At 64.1% G+C, this 21235-nt stretch carries 21 protein-coding genes; 11 read left to right on the forward strand and 10 right to left on the reverse strand.

Annotated elements, in window-relative coordinates:
• Positions 1 to 2: 2 nt before the first annotated feature.
• The 3 genes from ACUY1T_RS00595 to ACUY1T_RS00605 all read right to left on the reverse strand — a co-directional run bounded on the left by ACUY1T_RS00595 (position 3) and on the right by ACUY1T_RS00605 (position 2929).
• Positions 3 to 977, reverse strand: a complete 975-nt coding sequence (locus ACUY1T_RS00595) for a LysM peptidoglycan-binding domain-containing protein (protein WP_446019778.1) — start codon at positions 975 to 977, stop codon at positions 3 to 5.
• The gene (locus ACUY1T_RS00600; protein ID WP_446019779.1) at positions 926 to 1795 is read right to left on the reverse strand and encodes an acyltransferase; all 870 of its coding nucleotides are present in this window, start codon (positions 1793 to 1795) and stop codon (positions 926 to 928) included. The genes ACUY1T_RS00595 and ACUY1T_RS00600 overlap by 52 nt, the downstream gene beginning before the upstream one ends.
• A gap of 240 nt (positions 1796 to 2035) precedes the next feature.
• Entirely contained in the window at positions 2036 to 2929 is an 894-nt protein-coding gene (locus ACUY1T_RS00605; RefSeq protein WP_446019780.1) for a LysR family transcriptional regulator, read from the reverse strand.
• 134 nt (positions 2930 to 3063) lie between these two features.
• On the opposite strand from ACUY1T_RS00605, the gene ACUY1T_RS00610 reads away from it, so the two are divergent.
• On the forward strand, positions 3064 to 3765 hold the full coding sequence (locus ACUY1T_RS00610) for a CoA transferase subunit A (protein ID WP_167110226.1): 702 nt from the start codon (positions 3064 to 3066) through the stop codon (positions 3763 to 3765).
• Positions 3766 to 3833: 68 nt separating this feature from the next.
• Positions 3834 to 4493, forward strand: coding sequence for a CoA transferase subunit B (locus ACUY1T_RS00615; protein WP_446019781.1), 660 nt, complete (start codon positions 3834 to 3836; stop codon positions 4491 to 4493).
• 173 nt (positions 4494 to 4666) lie between these two features.
• Here the strand turns inward: ACUY1T_RS00615 and ACUY1T_RS00620 are convergent, their stop codons facing one another.
• The 3 genes from ACUY1T_RS00620 to ACUY1T_RS00630 form a co-directional block, all read right to left on the reverse strand.
• Positions 4667 to 5434, reverse strand: a complete 768-nt coding sequence (locus ACUY1T_RS00620) for a DUF1338 domain-containing protein (RefSeq protein WP_446019782.1) — start codon at positions 5432 to 5434, stop codon at positions 4667 to 4669.
• 134 nt (positions 5435 to 5568) lie between these two features.
• Complete coding sequence (locus ACUY1T_RS00625; RefSeq protein ID WP_446019783.1) at positions 5569 to 5829, reverse strand: GrxA family glutaredoxin; 261 nt, start codon at positions 5827 to 5829, stop codon at positions 5569 to 5571.
• 123 nt (positions 5830 to 5952) lie between these two features.
• Positions 5953 to 6774 carry an inositol monophosphatase family protein gene (locus tag ACUY1T_RS00630; RefSeq protein ID WP_446019784.1) on the reverse strand — a complete coding sequence of 274 codons (822 nt, stop codon included), beginning with the start codon at positions 6772 to 6774 and terminating at the stop codon, positions 5953 to 5955.
• Between the two features lie 95 nt (positions 6775 to 6869).
• Here ACUY1T_RS00630 and hybE point away from each other — a divergent pair, with 95 nt between their 5' ends.
• Positions 6870 to 7316, forward strand: a complete 447-nt coding sequence (hybE, locus tag ACUY1T_RS00635; RefSeq protein WP_446019785.1) for a [NiFe]-hydrogenase assembly chaperone HybE — start codon at positions 6870 to 6872, stop codon at positions 7314 to 7316.
• An 86-nt stretch (positions 7317 to 7402) separates the two neighbouring features.
• A complete protein-coding gene (locus tag ACUY1T_RS00640; protein WP_446019786.1) occupies positions 7403 to 8176 on the forward strand; it encodes a 3-hydroxybutyrate dehydrogenase in 774 nt (257 codons plus the stop codon).
• On the opposite strand, the gene ACUY1T_RS00645 is transcribed toward ACUY1T_RS00640, so the two are convergent.
• On the reverse strand, positions 8177 to 8716 hold the full coding sequence (locus ACUY1T_RS00645; protein ID WP_446019787.1) for a response regulator transcription factor: 540 nt from the start codon (positions 8714 to 8716) through the stop codon (positions 8177 to 8179).
• Positions 8717 to 8734: 18 nt separating this feature from the next.
• Positions 8735 to 10000: an ATP-binding protein gene (locus ACUY1T_RS00650; RefSeq protein WP_446019788.1), complete on the reverse strand. Its 1266-nt coding sequence runs from the start codon at positions 9998 to 10000 to the stop codon at positions 8735 to 8737.
• Positions 10001 to 10192: 192 nt separating this feature from the next.
• Between ACUY1T_RS00650 and ACUY1T_RS00655 the strand changes: the two genes are divergently transcribed.
• Both ACUY1T_RS00655 and ACUY1T_RS00660 read left to right on the forward strand, forming a co-directional pair.
• Complete coding sequence (locus ACUY1T_RS00655) at positions 10193 to 11782, forward strand: peptide chain release factor 3 (protein ID WP_446019789.1); 1590 nt, start codon at positions 10193 to 10195, stop codon at positions 11780 to 11782.
• A 51-nt stretch (positions 11783 to 11833) separates the two neighbouring features.
• A complete protein-coding gene (locus ACUY1T_RS00660) occupies positions 11834 to 12595 on the forward strand; it encodes a TatD family hydrolase (protein WP_446019790.1) in 762 nt (253 codons plus the stop codon).
• Here ACUY1T_RS00660 and ygfZ read toward each other — a convergent pair.
• A complete protein-coding gene (ygfZ, locus tag ACUY1T_RS00665; RefSeq protein WP_446019791.1) occupies positions 12592 to 13632 on the reverse strand; it encodes a CAF17-like 4Fe-4S cluster assembly/insertion protein YgfZ in 1041 nt (346 codons plus the stop codon). The two genes, ACUY1T_RS00660 and ygfZ, sit on opposite strands and share 4 nt — an antisense overlap.
• A 206-nt stretch (positions 13633 to 13838) precedes the next feature.
• Between ygfZ and ACUY1T_RS00670 the strand changes: the two genes are divergently transcribed.
• The 4 genes from ACUY1T_RS00670 to nei all read left to right on the forward strand — a co-directional run bounded on the left by ACUY1T_RS00670 (position 13839) and on the right by nei (position 17602).
• Positions 13839 to 14036: a hypothetical protein gene (locus tag ACUY1T_RS00670; RefSeq protein WP_446019792.1), complete on the forward strand. Its 198-nt coding sequence runs from the start codon at positions 13839 to 13841 to the stop codon at positions 14034 to 14036.
• A 16-nt stretch (positions 14037 to 14052) separates the two neighbouring features.
• Complete coding sequence (locus ACUY1T_RS00675; RefSeq protein ID WP_446019793.1) at positions 14053 to 14475, forward strand: OsmC family protein; 423 nt, start codon at positions 14053 to 14055, stop codon at positions 14473 to 14475.
• A gap of 87 nt (positions 14476 to 14562) precedes the next feature.
• Positions 14563 to 16584 carry an excinuclease ABC subunit UvrB gene (gene uvrB, locus ACUY1T_RS00680; protein WP_446019794.1) on the forward strand — a complete coding sequence of 674 codons (2022 nt, stop codon included), beginning with the start codon at positions 14563 to 14565 and terminating at the stop codon, positions 16582 to 16584.
• Positions 16585 to 16780: 196 nt separating this feature from the next.
• The gene (gene nei / locus ACUY1T_RS00685; protein ID WP_446019795.1) at positions 16781 to 17602 is read left to right on the forward strand and encodes an endonuclease VIII; all 822 of its coding nucleotides are present in this window, start codon (positions 16781 to 16783) and stop codon (positions 17600 to 17602) included.
• 31 nt (positions 17603 to 17633) lie between these two features.
• Here the strand turns inward: nei and ACUY1T_RS00690 are convergent, their stop codons facing one another.
• Positions 17634 to 19424 carry a thiamine pyrophosphate-requiring protein gene (locus ACUY1T_RS00690; RefSeq protein WP_446019796.1) on the reverse strand — a complete coding sequence of 597 codons (1791 nt, stop codon included), beginning with the start codon at positions 19422 to 19424 and terminating at the stop codon, positions 17634 to 17636.
• A gap of 256 nt (positions 19425 to 19680) precedes the next feature.
• Between ACUY1T_RS00690 and ACUY1T_RS00695 the strand changes: the two genes are divergently transcribed.
• Positions 19681 to 21192, forward strand: coding sequence for a fumarate hydratase (locus tag ACUY1T_RS00695; protein ID WP_446019797.1), 1512 nt, complete (start codon positions 19681 to 19683; stop codon positions 21190 to 21192).
• Positions 21193 to 21235 lie beyond the last annotated feature (43 nt).

The following is a 21235-nucleotide window of genomic DNA, read 5'->3' on the forward strand; positions in this document are numbered from 1 at the left end:
CACTAGCGTAGCACGCGGCGCGGGTCGACCGGTTTGCCGCCGAGGCGTATGTCGAACAGCAGGTCGAAACGCTCCGTGGCGTTGCTGAAGCCGACTTCGCAGACCGGCGTGCCACGGGTGACCCGCGCGCCGTCGTCCACCAGCAGCGTGTCGCACAGCGCATAGACGCTCTGCAGGTTGTCGGCATGGTGCACGATCACCACGCGACCGAGCTGGCGCATGCTGCCGGCGAAACGCACGTCGCCGTCGGCGACCACCTTGGCCCGGGCGCCCCGGCTGGTGGCCAGCAGCATCGGCTGCAGCGTGCCGTTATTGTCGGTGCCATAGGCACGCACGATGCGATAGTCATCCAGCGGCCAGGGCCAGTTGCGCGCCGAGTTCGGCACCGAGCTGGGCGCGGGAGGCGGCGTAGAGGCGCGCGCCGGAGCGCTGGCCGTACTGCCACCCGTGCGGCTGGCCGAGGATCTTGAGGATGTTGCCGCTACTGCGGCGGCCGAACCACGCAGGGGCACCTGGATGATCTGGCCCACGCGTAGCCGTGTCGGTTCGACGCCGGGGTTGGCCGACTGAATTCGTGACGGCGTGGTGTTGAAGCGCCGTGCCACGGCCGAGTAGGTGTCCCCGGGACGAATCTGGTAGCGGTAGGGGCCGCCGGATGGCGCGCGCTCCTGTTGGGTCGGTATCAGCAAACGCTGTCCGACCGCCAAGCGGTTGGGATTGACGTCGGGGTTGAAGCGCTGCAGCCGGGCGAGTGGCACGTCGGCGCGGGCAGCGATACTGCCGAGGGTGTCGCCGCGCTGGACCACGACCCAGTTGCCGGCAATGCCGGGGTCGCCGCTGCGCTGGGTTTCACCCATGCGCTGAACGCCGCCGCCGGGTGAGGCGCAGCCGGCGAGCGACAGTAGCGATAGTACGCAAATCAGTGTCAGCGCGATTCGAGCGCCTGGTCTTTTTCCTGCCACAGGGCGTTGAGCCATGAGTGGAAGCGTTCCTTGTAGTGCGAATCGTCATGGTAGCGACTGTCGAGCATCCAGCCCGGTACCTCGAGGCGGCGAGCCTCGAGCGTTATTGGCCCCTCGCGCCCACACAGGAAGCCCCAGAAGGTCGGGTCCGGGGTCGTATAGTGCAGGGTGACGTCGAGGATACCGTCGAGCTGGTCGCCGAGCAGGCTCAGCACCTGGGCGACACCGCCGGCCTTGGGTCGAAGGAGGTGGCGGAAGGGACTATTCTGCGCGTCGCGCTTGGCCGGGGTAAATCGCGTGCCTTCAACGAAGTTGAAAATGGCAAGCGGCATCTCGCGGGCCCGCTCGCACATGCGCTCGGTCGCCTTGCGGTCGATGTGCGCCAGCTGTGGGTTGCGTTCGATCTGCTCGCGGCTGTAGCGGCGCATGAAAGGGTATTCGAGCGCCCACCAGGCAAGCCCCACGATCGGGATCCAGATGAGCTGCTGCTTGAGGAAGAAGCGCGGCATCGGTATGCGCCGGTGCAGGACCATGAGCAACATGAAGATGTCGGTCCAACTACGGTGATTGGAAATCACCAGCCAGCGCTGCTCGGGCGATAGCCCTTCGGGCAGGGTTGCACTGAGCTCGGGTTTCAGCCAGTGGCGCATCCACCACAGGTTGCAGCCGATCCAGTTCAGGGCCACGCCATTGAGCCCGCGCAGTACGATCAGGCGCAGGGCACGCGTCGGCGTGATCAGTTTGAGCAGGGTCAACAGAATCAGGGGAACCGACCAGAACAGGGTATTGACCACCAGTAGCAGTACGCTGACGAGCCCTTTGAGGGTCGGCATGCCTGACTCCTTGACCTTGGGGAAACACTGCACAAATGCCTGCGCGAGTGAATCGCTGCGTTGCGCGGTGCTGGAGCGCCAGCCCGGTCGGAATCCTCACATATACCCCATATGCTCCGGCTCCTGTGCTCCGTGCGCCTTGCGCTCCATCTCGCTCGTCGATTTGTTCAGCGCTTCCCTTGTGTGTGACGATTGGCGCACATGCTAATGGATTGGGTGCGTACTGCCCAGCGCTTCTACTCACGCTGGCGGTTCGCACAGCGTCGTCTGCAGCACCTCGTACAGCGCTCGCGCGGCAGTCGAGAGTTCCTGGCCGGCCCCCAGCACGACGCCCACGGTGCGGCGAATCTGCGGATCGAAGAGAGGCACGCAACGTGCGCCGAGCTCGTGCATCTGTTCGCGACACAGCGTGGGTACGGCGCTGACCCCGAGGCCGCTGGCCACCATGCGGCCGACCGTGGCCAACTGATGGCTCTCGAACGCCACCGGTAGCTCCGTTTGCTGGCGCGCCAGGGCCTGTTCCAGCAGGATGCGCACCATGGAGGGGCGCTGCAGGGTGATGAAGTCGTGTTCGAGCAGGGCCTTCCAGTCGATCGATTTGGCTTCGATGAGCGGCGAGTCCGGGGGCAGTACGGCAACGAAGGTGTCGTCGAACAGCGGTAGGAAGTCGATGCCTTCCCGGGTTTCCGGCTCGAAGGCGATGCCGAGTTCGACCTGCTGGTGGCGCACCATGTCGATCACTTGCTCGTTGATCACGTCGTGCACCGTCACGTTGACCCGAGGAAAGCGTTCGCGAAAATGCCTCAGCGCGCGGGGCAGCCGGTTGCAGGCGATGGAGGGCATGGCGGCCAGCGCGACTCGCCCAAGCTGGAGGGTGAAGCGCTGGCGCAGTAGTTCCTCGGCGTTGTCCCAGTCGGCCAGCAGGCGCTTGGCCAACGGTACCAGTACCTCGCCTTCCGGGGTGAGGCGAACGCTGCGTGTGCTGCGAATCAGTAGCGGGCCGCCCAGTGTCTCCTCTAGCCCCTTGATGGCAAGGCTAAGTGCAGGCTGCGACAGGTGCAGTCGCTCACAGGCCTGGGTGAAGCTGAGGGTCTGGGCCACGGCGAGGAAGGCGCGGAGTTGCTTGACGGTCATGTGGTGTGACTCATTTTATAAATAATGCATATCAATTGATAAAAAAAACAAACTTAACAAATATATTGGGCAGGTCAACACTGATCAGGTACCGTCATTCCTGTATCCATTTCACAACAAGACGAGGCTTTGCGATGTCCGGATTCGACAAGCGCGTGTACTCCTACGAAGAGGCGATGGCAGGCATCGAAAGCGGCATGACCCTGGTTGCCGGGGGCTTCGGCCTGTGCGGGATTCCCGAGAACCTGATCGCCGAGGTCAAGCGCCGCGGCGTCAAGGACCTGACCGTCATCTCAAACAACTGTGGCGTCGATGGTTTCGGCCTGGGCGTACTGCTCGAAGACAAGCAGATCAAGCGTTTCTATGCCTCCTACGTGGGCGAGAATGCCCTGTTCGAGCAGCAGATGCTCAACGAAGAGATCGAAGTGATCCTGACGCCGCAGGGCACCCTGGCCGAGAAGATGCGTGCCGGCGGTGCGGGCATCCCCGCTTTCTATACCGCCACCGGCTACGGCACGCCGATCGGCGAGGGCAAGGAGGTGCGCGAGTTCAACGGGCGCCACTATATTCTGGAAGAGGCGTTCCACGCCGATTTTGCCATCGTCAAGGGTTGGAAGGCCGACCGCTACGGCAACGTGGTGTACCGCGACACCGCCCAGAACTTCAACCCGCTGGCCGCCACCTGCGGCAAGGTCACCGTGGTGGAGGTCGAGGAGATCGTCGAGCCGGGCGAGCTGCGCCCCGATCAGATCCATACCCCGGGCATCTACGTCGACCGCATCATCCAGGGCACCTTCGAGAAGCGCATCGAGAAGCGCACCGTGCGCGAGGGCTGAGCCCGTCGCTGCTTCCGACCCGGTAACGACCGGCATCGCTTCTCTACTGAACACAAGAGGCAAACAAGATGGCACTGACTCGCGAACAGATGGCACAGCGCGTGGCGCAAGAACTGAAGGACGGCTTCTACGTCAATCTGGGGATCGGCATTCCTACCCTGGTGGCCAACTATGTCCCGGAGGGCATCGACGTGATGCTGCAGTCGGAGAATGGCCTGCTCGGCATGGGGCGTTTCCCCACCGAGGATGAGGTCGACCCCGACATGATCAATGCCGGCAAGCAGACCGTGACGGCTCGACCGGGTGCGGCCATCTTCGATTCGGCTGAATCCTTCGCCATGATCCGCGGTGGCCACGTCGACTTGACCGTGCTCGGCGCCTTCGAGGTCGATCAGGAAGGCAACATCGCTTCCTGGATGGTGCCCGGCAAGCTGATCAAGGGCATGGGCGGCGCCATGGACCTGGTGGCCGGTGCCGAGAACATCATCTGCACCATGACCCATGCCTCCAAGCATGGTGAATCCAAGCTGCTCGAGAAATGCACGCTACCGCTGACCGGTGCCGGCTGCATCAACCGTGTGCTCACCGATCTCGCTTACCTGGAGATCGAGAACGGCGCCTTCATCCTCAAGGAACGCGCCCCTGGCGTCAGCGTCGAGGAGATCGTCGAGAAAACCGCCGGCAAGCTGATCGTGCCCGATCACGTGCCGGAAATGACCTTCGATTGAGGCATTCGCGGTAGCGCAAAGGCCCGGGTTCTGCCCGGGCCTTTACGTTTCAATACGTGATGATTTTATGACCAGCGTTGGCAGAGCGCGTCGTTCTCGCGCCCAAGGCGCTTGTCACAGCGTCTTGCACAGCGTTATCCACAGTTTCTGTGGATAACGCCCAGGCAAATGATTCAGATGATCTCGCAGCGGGTGTGGTGGGGCAGTAGCAGTTCCACGGCACGCTCATGGTCGCTGCTCAAGCGTTTCTGCATCAGTGCCAGGCCGCCCAGATGAATGCGATGTTCGTCTCCATCGGCAAAGGCCTGGCGCCGCGAGCAGGTGGGATAGAAGCGATACTGCAGCAGCGACGATACGGGGAAGACCCCATGGTGACGATCTTCGCTTCCCTCGAGGCCGGCAGCGGACAAGGCGGCATCGAGTGCTTCGAAACTGCTGCCGAGCCTCTCGCAATCGAAGCCGGCGTGGTGCACGCTTGGCCCCATGGCGGCGATCCAGGCGGCCAGTGGGTGTGCGTCATATAGCGAGCCATAGAGGTCCCAGCTGGGCATGGCCCAGGGGCGACCGCGACTCAGCAGGTTCTTGCCGCGGGTATCCTGAGGGTGAGTATGACCCACCAGTTCGGCCAGCCTGTCACGCGGTTCGCGCGACAGGCTGCTGAGCTGAAGTTCCGCCAGCACCAGCCAGGTGCCGGTGTCGGGCGGCGCCAGCAGGGATACCAGCAGGCCACGATCGGCCATGGCGTAGCGATGCACGGGACGGTAGCCGAGATGGCCAAGCGTTGGCAGCAGGTCATCGGCAGCGAAGGGAGGCTGACTGAGGGTGAGAAGCGTCAGATACTCTACCGGCGCATCCGTCGGCCACAGGCGCAGCATCCCCACATCCGGGTGATGATGTATGTAGTCGAGCCAGAGTTGCTGGAGAAATTCTTCCCTTTGCATCGTGCCGTTCCTTTTGTCCAGATGCGCTTACGCATTAGACCTCAGTATAGGGGGTGGCCAGGAACGGCTTTCAACGCGGGGAGAACGTTAAACGGGAAATGAACGCTGGATGTGGGCCTCGACGGACGTAATCGTCATGCCATGAGAGCGTTCTCGCGGACGTACTGGTCGAATTCGGTGAAGCCGCCGACATGGGTCTTGTCAACGAAGATCTGGGGTACGGTCGAGACCGGTTTGCCGATGGTCTTCTCCAGGTCGGCCTTGCTGATGCCTTCGGCCCAGATGTCCACGTAGCGGTGTCCTTCGATCGCGTTGGCACTCTCCAGGCTCTTGGCGAGCTGCTGGGCACGAACGCAGAAGGGGCAGCCGGGACGACCGAAGATGACCACGAACATAAAAAAATCTCCTGAAGATGTTTTTCTGGCGCCATTGTGACGGATGGGAGGGCCCGGAGCCAATAGCAGGCTACTAGCGGCCCGATTGCGGGTCGCTATCGCGGCGCTGGTGAGCGCATGCCTTCAGTAAGTCTTCAGCTCGTTGGCGTCGGCCGCGCGCAGCAAGTCGCCGAGCTCGGCATGAATCTCGGGGGCACTGACCAGCAGGTTCTCGCCGTAGAGGTCTTCCGGAATGCCCTCTGGGCAAGGATACAGGTGACCGGTCCTGGCGCCTGCCTCGCGGGCGATCAGCACGCCGGCGGCAAAGTCCCAGGGCGATACGCTCTCGTAGTAGGCATCGAGGCGACCGCGAGCCACGTCGCACAGGTCGAGCGCGGCCGAGCCGTTGCGTCGCACGTCCTGGCAGTGCTCCAGGATGGCCATCAGGCGCCGCATCAACGGTGGGCGGCTGTCGCGCCGGTAGGGAAAACCGGTGCCGACCAGGCAGCGCTGCAGGTTGGTGGTACGACTGGCGTGGATCGGCTTGCCGTTGCACCAGGCACCCTGACCGCACAGGGCGGTGTAGGTCTCGCCCAGGAAGGGGGCGTGCACCACGCCCAGACGCGACTTGCCCTCGCTGCCCCAGGCGATGGATACGGCCACATGATGCAGGCCGTGGGCGAAGTTGACGGTGCCGTCGATCGGGTCGATGACCCATAGCGCCTCGGCCGTACGCATTACCTCGCGGTCCGGTGCCAGCTCTTCGCTGAGCCGCTGCTCGCCGGGCAGACTGGCATCCAGGCGTTCGCTGATCAGGGTATCGACGGCCACGTCCACATCGGTGACCAGTTCCTGACCGTTCTTGAGCTGCTGATTGAAGGTCTGGCTCTGCCTGGCCTCCACGATTCGCTCGCCGGCCTCTCGGGCGATGGAGACGGCCAGCTCTAGGCGTTGCTGGGGGAGCATGAGCATTCCTCGTCACACTTGGACCTGCCAGAATAGCAGTCGCGAGGTGTCCTTGCCGAACGAGCCCCGCCCATTTTCCATACAAGGAGTGTCGTATGCTGGCCCCGACGCCTGAGCAATACCGGCGCCTGAACGAGATGGCCCAGGCCTGGAAGCGCCGCCAGGCCGATGCGCTCGAGGCATCGCCGGGACGCAACCCGCATCTCGATGTCGATGCTTTGTGTTTTCAGGCCTGCCCTGACGGTGGTGTGGAGTCGGCGGGCCGCGACTACCTGATCGGTGCCCTGATCAGCCCTGTCTCGCTGTCGCTGGTGCTGTTCCCGATCTTCGGCAGTGCCGCAGCGCCTGTCGAGGGCGAGCGCCGAGCCTTCGAGCTGCCCTCTGGCCGTTATCCCTTCGTTGCCGAGGTATTGGAAGAGGGCCAGTGGCTATGGCGCTGCCAGCTGCTCGACGATCTCTCCGACCTGGAGTCGCGCGAGGAGGGGAGCCGCCTGGCCCAGCGCCTGATGGACAAGGTGATGACGCCGGAAGACGCCACATGATGCCATGATCTGGCTGGCCCCGGTCGCAGCCTTGGGCCTATGCTGGAAGCCTCTCTCATCCCCAACGCATGTAGAAGGATTTGCTCATGCCCAACGCAACGTCCCCCGTGCCCCGCGTCGCCCTGGTGACTGGTACCGCCAGCGGTATCGGCGAGGCAGTGGTGCGCCAGTTTCGGGAACTCGGCCATCAGGTGCTGGCTGTCGATTTCAACGATCAGGCCAAGCAGAAGGCCGATGCCGTCGGCGCGGCGTTCTTCAAGGCCGACCTCACCGACGGCGAGGCATGCAAGGCCGCCGTGGCGGAGGCCGTGAAGCGCTTCGGGCGGGTCGATATCCTGGTCAACAATGCCGGCATCCAGCATGTCTCGCCAATCGAGGACTTTCCCGAGGCCAAGTGGCGCCAGATCATCGACCTGATGCTGACGGCGCCTTTCCTGTTGACCCAGGCGGCATGGCCCTCGATGCGCGAGAACGGCTGGGGGCGTATCGTCAACATCGCCTCGGTACATGCCCAGGTCGCTTCGCCGGGCAAGTCGGCCTACATCAGCGCCAAGCACGGCATGATCGGGCTGACCAAGACTGCGGCGCTGGAGGGCGGCCCCCAAGGGATCACTGCCAATGCCATCTGCCCCGCCTACGTCAAGACGCCGCTGGTGGAGAACCAGATCGCCGACCAGGCCAGGCTGCACGGCATGAACGAACAGGACGTGGTAGAGCAGATCATGCTCAAGAACGCCGCGGTCAAGCGCCTGATCGAGCCCGAGGAGGTGTCGGGGCTGGTGGCTTACCTGGCCTCCGACGCAGCGGGTGCGGTGACCGGCTCGAGTTGGAATATCGATTTGGGCTGGACCGCTCAATAATTACCGCCGTACCGGCCGTTTCTGCAGCTTGCGCTGCAAGGTGCGGCGGTGCATGCCCAGGGCGCGGGCGGTAGCGGAGATGTTGCCGTCGTGTTCCTGCAGTACCTTCTGGATATGCTCCCAGGCGATACGGTTGATCGACGGCGGGTTGTCGGCCACCTCGGCTTCCGGGTCGCCCTCCTCGCGTCCTAGTGCGACAAGAATTTCTTCGGCGTCGGCGGGCTTGCACAGGTAATTGACGGCACCGAGCTTGATCGCTTCGACGGCGGTGGCGATGCTCGAGTAGCCGGTCAGCACCACGATGCGACAGCTCGGCACCACCTCGAGCAGTTCCGGCAGCAGCTTCAGGCCCGAGCTGTGTTCCAGCTTGAGGTCGAGAGAAGCCAGCTCAGGGCGGTGACGGCGGGCCAGCGCCAGGGCCTGTTCTGCGTCATGCGCCACCAGCACTTCGTAGCCGCGTCTGGCCATGGCGCGAGAAAGCACGTGGCAGAACATTTCGTCGTCGTCGATGATCAGCAGGCGGGTATCGGCGTCTTGCATGGCAACCTCGTGCGTCGCTCAGGGCTCACTGTGCGGCAGGATCACTTCGGTCAGCGTCCCCCCATCGGGATGATTATACAGGCTCACGCCGCCGCCGAAGCGATTGATCGTGGCATGGGTCAGGAACAGTCCGATGCCGAGCCCCTTGCTCTTGGTCGAGACGAAGGTCTCTCCCAGTTGGTCGGCAATGTCCAGAGTGACGCCGGGGCCATGGTCGCGGATGTCGATCACCACGTCCTCGGCGTTCCAATCCAGGCCGATGCTGATGTCGTCGGGATTGGCATCGGCTGCGTTGTTGAGCAGGTTGGTGATCGCCTGGTCGAGGGTCGTGTCGACCTTGAGCCAGGGGGTGCCACGCTGGTTGGCGATCTCGAGGCGGTGGCTGACGTCCGGCCGCAATACCAGCCAGCGCTGCACCACGCCCTGCAGCCAGTCACGGGCATCGCGCACGTCCGGTTCGGCCATGCGCCGCCGGTCGGCGCTCTCCACCAGATGGCGCAGGCGCGATTTGCACACGTCGACCTGGCGGCGCAGCAACTCGATGTCCTCGAGCAGTTCGGGATTGTCGCGGGCGTCCTGGCGCATCTCGCTGAGCAATACCGCCATGGTCGACAGGGGGGTGCCGAGTTCGTGTGCGGTACCGGCCGCCTGAGTCGCCACGGCAACGATCTGCTCGTTGCGCAGGGCCGACTCGCGGGTCTGGGAGAGGGCTCGTTCCCGGTTGCGCAGGGCATGCGCCATCTTGTAGATGAAAAAGGTCACCAGCCCGGCCGAGAGGCCGAAGTTGATCCACATGCCCAGCACGTGCAGGTTGACGCCGAAGCCTTCGTGGTAATGAGCGAACTGCGGTACCGGCTGGTAGTCCCACATCAGCAGCGTATACGACGCCATGGCCGCCGAGGCGACGATCCAGGCGTAGCGCCAGGGCAGGGTGGCGGCAGCGATGGTCACCGGCACCAGGTAGTAGTTGATGAAGGGATTGTTGGAGCCGCCGGTGAGGTAGAACAGCAGCGTGAGACCCAGGATGTCGGCCAGCAAATGCAGCACGTATTCGACATGATTGACCGCCCACTGGCGGCCTAGGCGCCACCAGGTGAAGAGATTGACCAGTCCCATGCAGACGATGACGCCGATCACCGCAGGAACCTCGAGTTCGAAGTGAAGCAGCTCGATACCGACGATGACCGCCGCCAGGAAACCGGTCCAGGTGATGCCGCGCACGATGGTCAGGCGAACCAGGTTGCGGCTGGGTGTGGAGAGCGGCAGAGGCGGGGCGGTTGGCATGGTGGCTCCAGCGAAGAATCCGGCCACATGATACCGCGTCGATCCCATCTGTGCGCTGAGAGGGGCGGTTTCACGGTGAGCGCCGGCCTCTTTCGCACTGCCGCCCTACAACTGAGCCGGGCAAAGCCGTAGAATGCGTGCCAATTCATCATTCACGCACCACTGTTGGTGCCATACGACGATTCGAGACTGATGTCAGCTGCCGATCTGGCCCGGGAAGTCGGGCTGCGTAGGACTTTCGCCATTATCTCGCACCCTGATGCGGGCAAGACCACCATTACCGAGAAGATGCTGCTGTTCGGGAATGCCATCCAGCTCGCCGGCTCGGTAAAGAGCAAGCGTAACGACCGCCACGCCACCTCCGACTGGATGAAGATGGAGCAGGAGCGCGGTATCTCGGTGACTACCTCGGTGATGCAGTTCCCCTACGGCGGGCGTATCGTCAACCTGCTCGACACCCCGGGGCACGAGGACTTCTCCGAGGATACCTATCGCACCCTGACCGCGGTGGACTCGGCGCTGATGGTGATCGACGGCGCCAAGGGCGTCGAGGCGCGCACCATCAAGCTGATGGAAGTGTGCCGCCTGCGCACCACGCCGATCCTCACCTTCGTCAACAAGATGGACCGCGACATCCGCGATCCCATCGAGGTGATGGACGAAGTGGAAACGGTGCTCAACATCGAGTGTGCGCCGATGACCTGGCCGATCGGCATGGGGCGCCACTTCAAGGGGGTCTACCACCTCTACAACGACGTCATCCACCTCTACACCCAGGGGCAGGGCAGCCGCATTCCCGATGACAAGCGCATCGAGGGGCTCGACAGCCCCGAAGTCGACGCGGTGCTCGGCGCCGAGCAGGCCGAGGAACTGCGCATGGAGGTCGAGCTGGTGCGCGGCGCCTCACATGAGTTCGACCTCGATGCCTACCTGCGCGGCGAGCTGACCCCGGTTTACTTCGGGACCGCCATGGGTAACTTCGGCGTGCGCGAGATGCTCGACGGCTTCGTCGAGTATGCGCCGCCGCCCCAGCCGCGGGAGACCGATACGCGTAGCGTGGAAGCCGAGGATGGCCGCTTCACCGGCTTCGTATTCAAGATCCAGGCCAACATGGACCCCAAGCACCGCGATCGTATCGCTTTCCTGCGGGTCTGCTCGGGCAAGTACGAGAAGAACATGAAGATGCGCCACGTGCGCATCGGCAAGGACGTCAAGATTGCCGACGCGCTGACCTTCATGGCCTCCGACCGCTCCCACGTGGAGGAGGCCTGGCCCGGCGACATCATCGGCTTGCACAACCACGGCACCATCCAGATCGGTGATACCTTCACCATGGGCGAGGACATGCGCTTCACCGGCATTCCGCACTTCGCCCCGGAACTGTTCAAGCGTGTGCAGCTCAAGGACCCGCTCAAGCTCAAGGCGCTGCAGAAGGGCCTGCAGCAGCTTTCCGAAGAGGGCGCTACCCAGCTGTTCCAGCCGCTGGACAACAACGACCTGATCCTCGGTGCCGTGGGCACGCTGCAGTTCGACGTGGTCGCCCATCGCCTCAAGGAGGAGTACAAGGTCGACTGCGTCTACGAGCCGGTCAACGTGCAGACCGCGCGCTGGATCTACTGCGACGACGCCAGAAAGCTCGAGGAGTTCAAGCGCAAGGCGAGCACCAACCTGGCGCTGGATGGCGGCGGCTACCTGACCTACATTGCCCCCACGAGGGTCAACCTGCAGATGACCCAGGAGCGCTGGCCGGAGATCCGCTTCGCGGCCACTCGCGAGCACTAGTCACATGCGCATTCGTCAGGGACGACGAAGCGAGTGCCAAGGAGAGCCATCTTGTTGATCGACGCCCACTGCCATCTCGATTTCGAGGCCTTCGACGATGACCGCGAGGCGATGTTCGAGCGTGCCAGGGCGGCTGGGGTCGGCCACTTCATGGTGCCCGGCACCACCCGCCAGCGCTGGCCGGCGGTGCTGGCGCTGGGTGAGCGCAGCGACGTTCACGTCAGCCTCGGCTTGCATCCCTATTTCATGCATGAACACGGCGAAGGGGACGTCGAGGCCTTGGCCCGTTTGCTCGATGAGCATCCCGAGGTGCGGGCGCTGGGCGAGTGCGGTATCGATGCCCGCTTCGAGGAAACCCTCGACGCCCAGTGGACGCTGTTCAACGCCCAGTTGCGCCTGGCCAAGTCGCGCCAGCTGCCGGTGGTGATTCACTGCGTGCACGCCAACGATCAGGTCTCCAAGCGGCTGCGCCAGCTCGATCTTCCAGCAGGTGGCCTGATCCACGCCTTCGCCGGCTCGCCGGATCAGGCATGGAAGTTCCTCGACCTGGGCTTCGTCGTGGGGCTGGGCGGGGCAGTCACCTACGAGCGCGCTCAACGCCTATGGCGCGCGGTGAAGAGCCTGCCCGAGGATGGCTTCGTGCTGGAGACCGACAGCCCCGACATGCCGCTGTACGGCCACCAGGGGCAGCGCAACGAGCCGGCGCGTATCGTCCAGGTATGCGAAATGGTGGCGAAGCTAAGGGGCGAAGCGCCGAAGACGATCGCCGCGCAGAGCACGGCGACCGCCAGACGGGTGTTCGGGCTGGCCTAGGTGCTTGCTGCGGCCAACTGCTCGGGGTCGAGCCGCTCGATGGGGTAGGGCAGTTTCAACAGCTTGACGGCTTGGCCATCGACGCTCAGCGGCCCAGCCTCCTCCTTGGTGGAAAGTACCGCCAGCACCTCGACCTGGCCGTAGGCGTCGAGTTCCGCGGCGACCACTTCGCCCAGGCTCTTGCCGTTTTCGTCGGCCACCGCCGCGCCGAGTGCGGGCAGGCGATCCCCTTCCAGCTGTGCCCGCATCAGGCGCTTCTTCACCTGGCCGCGGAAATGCGCGCGGGCCACCACCTCCTGGCCGGTATAGCAACCCTTCTTGAAGCTCACGCCACCTAGTGCCTCCCAGTTGATCATCTGCGGCAGCAGGGCGTCCTGATGAGCCGGGGTGAGCCAGGCGAGCCCGGCCTGGATGTCCTGCAGGCACCACACGGCATTGCCGACCGGCAGCGCCTGCTCGGTGAGCCGGGTAGCGGTTGCCTCGGCCCGTTCCAACGGCAGGCAGATCAGCAAGCGGTGCTGAGGCCCCGGGTGGCCCAGCAGCAGGATTTCACCGTTGCCAGCCTGGTGCCAGACCCTTGGAGGCGCGACATCGAAGCGCACCTCGGCCAGGGCGCAGGCCTCCTTGCCGATCAGGCCAAGCAGTGCCAGATCGTCACGAATGGCGAGCTCGCTCTTGTAGAACGGCGCGAACTTCTTGAGGTGATCGCGCAACGGTTCCAGCAGGCCGCGATGCAGGATGAGGCGGTAACGCTCGGCGTCGATACGCAGCAGTTGGGCATTGGCCAGCATGCGTCCCTTGGCGCTACAGAAGCAGGTCAGGGGAGCGAATTCGCCGTTGGCGAGATCGACCTGGGCGCTGGTCTGGCCTTGCAGCAGCTTGTCGGCACCGGGGCCGGTCACATCGAGTACGCCGAGGTGAACGAGAGGAGTGACTACGGTGCGCTCCATGGCCTGACGGGTGGGCTCGGGCGTATCGAACTCCACCCTCTCATCGCTCACGCGTCGCCCTTCCAGGGCGGTAATCCAATCGCTCATGCCTGTCTGGCTCCAGGTCGTCATGTCGGGGGATGCTATCGTCGGGTTATGTGGGCGAGGGTGCCCGATTACAAGGGAAACGCTGCATGATCACCCAGGTGCGCGAGTCGCTGCATGGGTGGAGCTGTCAGCTTGCCAGGCGATGGCGCACCCAGGAGGCCATGGTAGACTCGTTCCTTTGTCATTTCATGCGTCGGGAGACATGCATGCCACATCAGTCGCTCAGCTTCAGCGGCGTGAAAAATGCCGATCAGGTCAACCGTATCACCACGGCCCTGATGATGGTGGATGGAGTGGAAAGTGCCGAAGTGGGTCGCCATGGAGCCGATGTCGAGGGGCGTGTCAGCCGCGAGGCGCTGATTCGCGCCGTTCAGGCCCTCAAGTTACCCATCGAGGTCAAGTAACCAGCCGAGAGCCGTCATGAAAAAGACCATCGAGATTGTCAGCGAACGCAATAGCATCTTCAGGCAACGGGTCCACATCGAGGGCTTTGAAGACCTTCATGTGGACGTGCCCAAGGCCTTCGGCGGCGAGGGAAGTGCACCGGATCCGCATGACTACTTCGACCTTTCCCTTGGCGCCTGCAAGGCGATCACCGCGCAGATGTACGCCCAGCGCAAGCAGTGGCCGCTCGAGGGTGTCAGCGTCAGGGTCAACCGCGACGACAGCGAGGAACGCAAGGGCACTTACCGACTCGAAGTGGTGATGACCTTCCACGGCATCGAGGACGAGGAGCAGCGGGCTCGGCTCGAGGAGATCAGCCACAAGTGCCCCATTCACCGCCTGATGACCAGCGCCACCGTGGAGGTCACCACGCGCACCGCTGGTGTTGCCGAAGCATAGGCCGGAAATCGGTCTTATACTGTTTTCCCGATAGCGGTACGTTCCGCCCAGGCGCCGCATGGCGCCTGTCGCTCGTCTGGAGTCTTCATGAGCAAGCCGTTTCGCCTCAACGCCAACTTCAAGCCTGCCGGGGATCAGCCAGCCGCGATAGAAGGGCTGATCAGGGGGCTCGAGTCCGGGCTTGCCCATCAGACGCTGCTCGGCGTGACCGGCTCGGGCAAGACCTTCACCATGGCCAACGTGGTCGAGAGGTTGCAGCGGCCAACCATCGTCATGGCACCGAACAAGACCCTGGCCGCGCAGCTCTACGGTGAGTTCAAGTCCTTCTTCCCGGACAACGCCATCGAGTACTTCGTCTCCTATTACGACTACTACCAGCCGGAGGCCTACGTCCCCTCGTCGGATACCTTCATCGAGAAGGATGCCTCGATCAACGACCACATCGAGCAGATGCGCCTCTCCGCCACCAAGGCGCTGCTCGAGCGGCGCGATGCGCTGATCGTAGTCTCGGTGTCGGCGATCTACGGTCTCGGCGATCCTGACCAGTATCTGAAGATGCGTCTGCATTTCACCCGTGGCGAGCTAATCGACCAGCGCTCGTTCCTGCGCCGCCTGGCCGAGCTGCAGTACACCCGCAACGACATGGACTTCAAGCGTGGCACCTACCGCGTGCGCGGCGACGTGATCGACATCTATCCGGCCGACTCCGACGAGGAAGCGGTGCGGGTCGAGCTGTTCGACGACGAGATCGACTCGATCCGTCTGTTCGATCCGCTCACCGGTGAGGTGCGGGGCCAGGTGCCGCGCATGACCATCTACCCCAAGAGCCACTACGTGACGCCCCGGGAGACGATCATCTCGGCTGCCGAGCGGATCAAGGCCGAGCTGGTCGAGCGTCTGGAGTGGCTGCGCAAGAACGACCGACTGGTGGAGGCCCAGCGCCTCGAGCAGCGCACCCTCTACGATCTCGAGATGATGAACGAGCTGGGCTACTGCAACGGCATCGAGAACTACTCGCGCTACCTCTCCGGCCGTAATCCTGGCGAGCCGCCGCCCACCTTCTTCGACTACCTGCCCGACGACGCGCTGCTGTTCATCGACGAGTCCCACGTCAGCGTTCCCCAGGTCGGCGGCATGTACAAGGGCGACCGCTCGCGCAAGGAGACGCTGGTCGAGTATGGCTTCCGCCTGCCCTCGGCGCTGGACAACCGTCCCATGACCTTCGAGGAGTGGGAAAGCATCTGCCCACAGACGATCTTCGTCTCGGCCACGCCCGGCCCCTACGAGGCCGAGCACGCCGGGCAGGTGGTGGAACAGGTGGTACGCCCCACCGGCCTGGTCGATCCCGAGATCGAAGTGCGCCCGGCGACCACCCAGGTCGACGATCTGCTCTCGGAGATTCGTCTGCGTGCCGAGGTGGGCGAGCGGGTGCTCGTCACCACCCTGACCAAGCGCATGGCGGAGGATTTGACCGAGTACCTCGACGAACACGACGTGCGGGTGCGCTACCTGCACTCCGATATCGACACCGTGGAGCGAGTGGAGATCATCCGTGACCTGCGTTTGGGCAAGTTCGACGTGCTGGTGGGTATCAATCTGCTGCGCGAGGGGCTCGACATTCCCGAGGTCTCGCTGGTGGCCATCCTCGATGCCGACAAGGAGGGCTTTCTGCGCAACGAGCGCTCGCTGATCCAGACCATCGGCCGGGCGGCGCGCAACGCCCACGGCAAGGCCATCCTCTATGCCGACCGGGTGACCGATTCCATGCGCCGCGCCATCGACGAGACCGAGCGGCGGCGAGCCAAGCAGGTTGCTCACAACGAGACGCACGGCATTACGCCCACCACCGTGACCCGTTCGGTAGCCGACATCATGGAGGCGGCCCAGGCACCCGGCCGCAAGGGCAAGGGCCGGCGCAGCGAGCGCAAGGTGGCCGAGGGCGCGGCGATCTACGATCTCTCCGAGCTATCTCCGAGCGAACTGGTCAAGGAGGTCGCGCGAGTCGAGGACGCCATGTTCGAGGCGGCCCAGAACCTGGAGTTCGAAGAAGCGGCCAGGCTGCGCGATCGGCTGCATGAGTTGAAGGAGCGGCAGCTGGCGCTTGGGTAGGCATCGTTGATTGCCTGCTGCGCCCGCCACGGAGCGAGGGGCGCCGGGGGCAGGCCGAAGAGGAGGTCATTCGACATGGATGTCGAATGTAGCGTACAGGGAAGTATTTACAGCGCCTCCTCGCAGGCCTGTCCGCGGATCAGCCCCGAGCGGGCCATGATAGCCGGATTCGTTGCTGAGATCGTAAGGAAAAGGGATGCCCGAAGGCCCTGAGATTCGCCGTGCCGCCGATCGCCTGCACGAGCAACTCGCCGGCAAAAGGCTGGAGTCCGTGTGGTTCGCCTTCCCCGAGCTGGCCGCCGCGGCCGATTCGCTGGTGGGGCGTGAGGTCACGGCGGTGGACAGCTGGGGCAAGGCGCTGCTGACCCGCTTCGACGACGGTCGAGTGCTCTATTCCCACAACCAGCTCTATGGCGTATGGAAGCTGCACGACGCCGAGCGCGAGCCGGACACCCAGCGCTCGCTGCGGGTTCGACTGACCGCGGAAGGGCGTTCGGCCAGTCTCTACAGTGCTTCCGACGTCTCGCTATGGCCGGCCGAGCGGCTCGCCGAACATCCATTCCTCTCCCGGCTTGGCCCCGATCTGCTGACCCATGGCGTCACTCCGGAGCAGGTCATGGCACGCCTGGCCGAGCCGCGTTTTGCACGGCGCAGGCTAGGCGGGCTGATGCTCGATCAGGCGCTCTTCGCCGGCATTGGCAACTACCTGCGCTCCGAGATCCTGTTCTTTGCCGGCGTCTCGCCCAGAGAGAAGCCCGTGGAGCTGGGGGAGGAGCGTCTGGCACTGTTGGCGCGCGCCATTCTCGACGTGACGCGGCGAGCCTACGACCAGGCGGGCGTGACCAGCCGGGCCGAATGGTCTGCCGCCGCGCGTCGGCGAGGCGAAAGCCGCCGCCTGTGCCGCTTTGCCGTTTACGAGCGCGACGGGCTCCCGTGTCATGTCTGCGGCACGCCTATTGAACGGCTGATGGTGGCCTCGCGTCGGCTATACCGCTGCCCTCAGTGTCAGTTCGATTAATACTTATACCGTTAACTTCCGAACCGTCGATTCACTTCTTGTTGCGCTTGAATAACGAGCGCCCCATCTGCTTGGCCGACAACTTGGCGCCATGCAAGCCTGACGAGTCGCCCTTCAGCATCGAGGCGAGGTAGCTCTTGGCTTGCTCGAACTCGATGTGCGGCGGCAGGGGGGCGATGTCGCCGTCGGTATAGGCATTGATCACCACCGGGCGACTGGATGTGAGCGCCTCGTTCCAGACCCGGTCGACGTCGTCGGGCTCGCGCATGGTCAGGCCCTTGAAACCGAGCAGCTCGGCGTACTGATCGTAGCGGAACTCGGGCAGCTCCTGGGAAGCGTCGAACTTGGGATCGCCCTCCATCACGCGCTGTTCCCAGGTCACTTGGCTGAGGTCGTGGTTGTTGAGTACCAGGATGATGCAGCGGGGGTCCTCCCACTCCTGCCAATACTTGGCCAGGGTAATCAGGGCGTTGTTGCCCAGCATCTGCATGGCGCCGTCGCCGACCATGGCGATGGCGGGACGGTCGGGGTGGCAGAACTTGGCGGCGATGAGGTAGGGCACGCCATTGCCCATCGAGGCCAGGCCGCCCGAGACCGAGCCCAGCATGCCCTGGCGGATCTTCAGGTGGCGAGCGTACCAATTGGTGGCGGTGCCGACATCGCAGGTGAGCATGACGTTCTCCGGCAGCCGTGGCGACAGGCTCTGGAACACGAGCTGAGGGTTGATCGGCGTGGCCTGGGTGGCGGCACGTGCCTCGGTCTGCTCCCACCAGTCGTCGATCCAGCCTTGCACTTTCCTGCGCCACTTGTCGTTGGGCTTGGGCTCGAGGCGTTCGGCGAGTGCCGCCAGGGTGGCACCGGCATCGCCGTGCAGGTTGATCTCGGTGGGATAGCGCACGCCCAAGGCTTCCGGTGCCACGTCGATCTGCACGGCGCGGGCCTGGCCTGGCTCTGGCAGAAACTCAACATAAGGGAAGCGCGTACCGACCATCAGCAGCGTGTCGCACTCCTTCATCATGCGATCGCTCGCCTCTGTGCCGAGCAGGCCGATGGCGCCAGTCACGCCGGGCAGGTCGTCGGGCACCATGGTCTTGGCCAGTATCGCCTTGGCGATGCCTGCACCGGTCAGGTCGGCCACGCGGATGAGTTCCTCGACGGCGTGCTTGACCCCGGCCCCCGCAAGGATGGCTACCTTCTCGCCCCGGTTGAGTATCTCGGCGGCGGCATCCAGGTCGGCCGGTTCCGGCAACTGTTGAGGGAAGCGATAGCCGACGCCGGAGAATACCGCGCCATGCTCACGCGGCGGGTCCTCCATGGGCAGGTCCTGTACGTCGTTGGGCAGGATCAGGCAGGTCACGGTGCGACGTGCAATGGCGATGCGCATGGCCTGGTCGATGACGTGGCGGGCCTGGGCGGGTTCGGTGACCATCTGCACGTATTCGCTGGCCACGTCCTTGAACAGCGCCATCAGGTCCAGCTCCTGCTGGTAATCGGTACCCAGGCTCTTGCGCGCCTGCTGGCCGACGATGGCCACGGCCGGCATGTGATCCTTGCGCGCATCGTAAAGGCCGTTGAGCAAGTGCACGGCGCCGGGGCCGGAGGTGGCGACGCAGACACCGACCTGATCGCTGAACTTGGCGTGTGCGCAGGCCATGAAGGCGGCCACTTCCTCGTGGCGTGGCTGGATCAGGCGAGGATTGCCGTCGGCACGGCGCAGGGCAGACATGAAGCCGTTGATGCCGTCGCCGGAATAGCCGTACAGGCGCTCCACGCCCCATTCGCGCAGGCGGGACACGAGGAAATCACTGACGCTGGGTTGCATGATCGCTCCTTGATCGTTGCGGTACGAATCCATGTCGAACTACAGGGAAGCGTAGAGGGGGTATGGGGAACGAACAAACTGGCATTAATATTTATACCGTTATCTTCTTCCGGGCGATCTTTCTGCCTACGACCTTGGCGGCACAACCCTGTCGGCCAGGACGCGATACGGTATAATTCGGCACCGTTCGAGCCCGCCGTTTCGCTTAGCGAACCCAGAAGCGGGCATGCCGACACTGCCGAGGAGTTCCTTGCACATGACCGTGATCCGCCAGGACGATCTGATCCAGAGCGTCGCCGATGCTCTGCAGTATATCTCCTACTACCACCCCAAGGATTTCATCGACGCCATGGCGGCGGCATACGAGCGGGAGGAGAACCCTGCGGCCAAGGATGCCATTGCCCAGATCCTGATCAACTCGCGCATGTGCGCCATGGGGCACCGGCCGATCTGCCAGGACACCGGCATCGTCACCGTCTTCGTTCACGTGGGCATGAACGTGCGCTGGGAGGCCGAGATGAGCCTCGACGACATGATCAACGAGGGCGTGCGCCGCGCCTACCAGCTGCCCGACAACGTGCTGCGTGCCTCGGTACTTGCCGACCCGGACGGCAAGCGCAAGAACACCGGTGACAACACCCCCGCGGTGATTCATCACAAGATCGTACCCGGCGATACCGTCGAGGTGCATGTGGCGGCCAAGGGGGGCGGCAGCGAGGCGAAGTCCAAGTTCGCCATGCTCAACCCCTCCGACAATGTGGTCGATTGGGTACTGGAGCAACTGCCCAAGATGGGCGCCGGTTGGTGCCCGCCGGGTATGCTGGGCATCGGCATCGGCGGTACCGCCGAGAAGGCCATGGAGATTGCCAAGGAGGCGCTGCTCGACCCCATCGATATCCAGGAACTGCAGGTGCGCGGCCCTTCCAACCGCGCCGAAGAGCTGCGCCTCGAGCTGTTCGACAAGGTCAACAAGAGCGGTATCGGCGCCCAGGGCCTGGGTGGCCTAACCACGGTGCTCGACATCAAGGTCAAGGACTACCCGACCCATGCCGCCAACAAGCCGGTGGCGATCATCCCCAACTGCGCGGCTACTCGCCATGCTCATTTCACCCTGGACGGCTCCGGCCCGGCCGCGCTGCCGGCGCCCAAGCTAGAGGACTGGCCCGAGATCACCCGCGAGATGGGTGACAACGTCAAACGCGTCAATCTCGATACGGTCACGCCGGAGGAAGTGCAGACCTGGCAGCCGGGCGACACGCTGCTGCTAAACGGCAAGCTGCTCACCGGTCGCGATGCCGCCCACAAGCGCATGGTCGACATGATTGCCAAGGGCGAGGAGCTGCCGGTCGACCTGAAAGGGCGCTTCATCTACTACGTCGGCCCGGTGGATCCGGTGCGCGACGAGGTGGTCGGCCCGGCCGGCCCCACTACAGCCACGCGCATGGACAAGTTCACTCGCACCATGCTGGAGGAGACCGGGCTGCTGGGCATGGTGGGCAAGGCCGAGCGCGGCCCGGCCGCCATCGAGGCGATCCGCGACAACAAGGCGGTCTATCTGATGGCCGTGGGCGGCTCCGCCTACCTGGTGGCCCAGGCGATCAAGAAGTCCCGCGTGGTGGGCTTCGCCGACCTGGGCATGGAAGCGATCTACGAGTTCGAGGTCGAGGACATGCCGGTCACCGTGGCGGTGGACAGCCAGGGCACCTCGGTGCACCAGACCGGCCCCGCCAAGTGGAAGGCAATCATCGCCGAGCGCGTCACTGCCTGATCTGAGGTGGAAGGGCAGCCGGAGCTGCCCTTGTATTTACGGC

The sequence above is a fragment of the Billgrantia sp. Q4P2 genome (genome assembly GCF_052806135.1).

Bases quoted from the DNA above. Each gene is read 5' to 3' on its own strand.
- ACUY1T_RS00605 (WP_446019780.1), bottom strand. From the start codon at position 2,929: ATGACCGTCAAGCAACTCCGCGCCTTCCTCGCCGTGGCCCAGACCCTC.
- ygfZ (WP_446019791.1), bottom strand. From the start codon at position 13,632: ATGAGCGATTGGATTACCGCCCTGGAAGGGCGACGCGTGAGCGATGAG.
- nei (WP_446019795.1), top strand. From the start codon at position 16,781: ATGCCCGAAGGCCCTGAGATTCGCCGTGCCGCCGATCGCCTGCACGAG.
- uvrB (WP_446019794.1), top strand. From the start codon at position 14,563: ATGAGCAAGCCGTTTCGCCTCAACGCCAACTTCAAGCCTGCCGGGGAT.
- hybE (WP_446019785.1), top strand. From the start codon at position 6,870: ATGCTGGCCCCGACGCCTGAGCAATACCGGCGCCTGAACGAGATGGCC.
- ACUY1T_RS00645 (WP_446019787.1), bottom strand. From the start codon at position 8,716: ATGCAAGACGCCGATACCCGCCTGCTGATCATCGACGACGACGAAATG.
- ACUY1T_RS00630 (WP_446019784.1), bottom strand. From the start codon at position 6,774: ATGCTCCCCCAGCAACGCCTAGAGCTGGCCGTCTCCATCGCCCGAGAG.
- ACUY1T_RS00595 (WP_446019778.1), bottom strand. From the start codon at position 977: ATGGCTCAACGCCCTGTGGCAGGAAAAAGACCAGGCGCTCGAATCGCG.
- ACUY1T_RS00615 (WP_446019781.1), top strand. From the start codon at position 3,834: ATGGCACTGACTCGCGAACAGATGGCACAGCGCGTGGCGCAAGAACTG.
- ACUY1T_RS00600 (WP_446019779.1), bottom strand. From the start codon at position 1,795: ATGCCGACCCTCAAAGGGCTCGTCAGCGTACTGCTACTGGTGGTCAAT.
- ACUY1T_RS00675 (WP_446019793.1), top strand. From the start codon at position 14,053: ATGAAAAAGACCATCGAGATTGTCAGCGAACGCAATAGCATCTTCAGG.
- ACUY1T_RS00610 (WP_167110226.1), top strand. From the start codon at position 3,064: ATGTCCGGATTCGACAAGCGCGTGTACTCCTACGAAGAGGCGATGGCA.
- ACUY1T_RS00620 (WP_446019782.1), bottom strand. From the start codon at position 5,434: ATGCAAAGGGAAGAATTTCTCCAGCAACTCTGGCTCGACTACATACAT.
- ACUY1T_RS00670 (WP_446019792.1), top strand. From the start codon at position 13,839: ATGCCACATCAGTCGCTCAGCTTCAGCGGCGTGAAAAATGCCGATCAG.
- ACUY1T_RS00640 (WP_446019786.1), top strand. From the start codon at position 7,403: ATGCCCAACGCAACGTCCCCCGTGCCCCGCGTCGCCCTGGTGACTGGT.
- ACUY1T_RS00695 (WP_446019797.1), top strand. From the start codon at position 19,681: ATGACCGTGATCCGCCAGGACGATCTGATCCAGAGCGTCGCCGATGCT.
- ACUY1T_RS00655 (WP_446019789.1), top strand. From the start codon at position 10,193: ATGTCAGCTGCCGATCTGGCCCGGGAAGTCGGGCTGCGTAGGACTTTC.
- ACUY1T_RS00650 (WP_446019788.1), bottom strand. From the start codon at position 10,000: ATGCCAACCGCCCCGCCTCTGCCGCTCTCCACACCCAGCCGCAACCTG.
- ACUY1T_RS00625 (WP_446019783.1), bottom strand. From the start codon at position 5,829: ATGTTCGTGGTCATCTTCGGTCGTCCCGGCTGCCCCTTCTGCGTTCGT.
- ACUY1T_RS00690 (WP_446019796.1), bottom strand. From the start codon at position 19,424: ATGCAACCCAGCGTCAGTGATTTCCTCGTGTCCCGCCTGCGCGAATGG.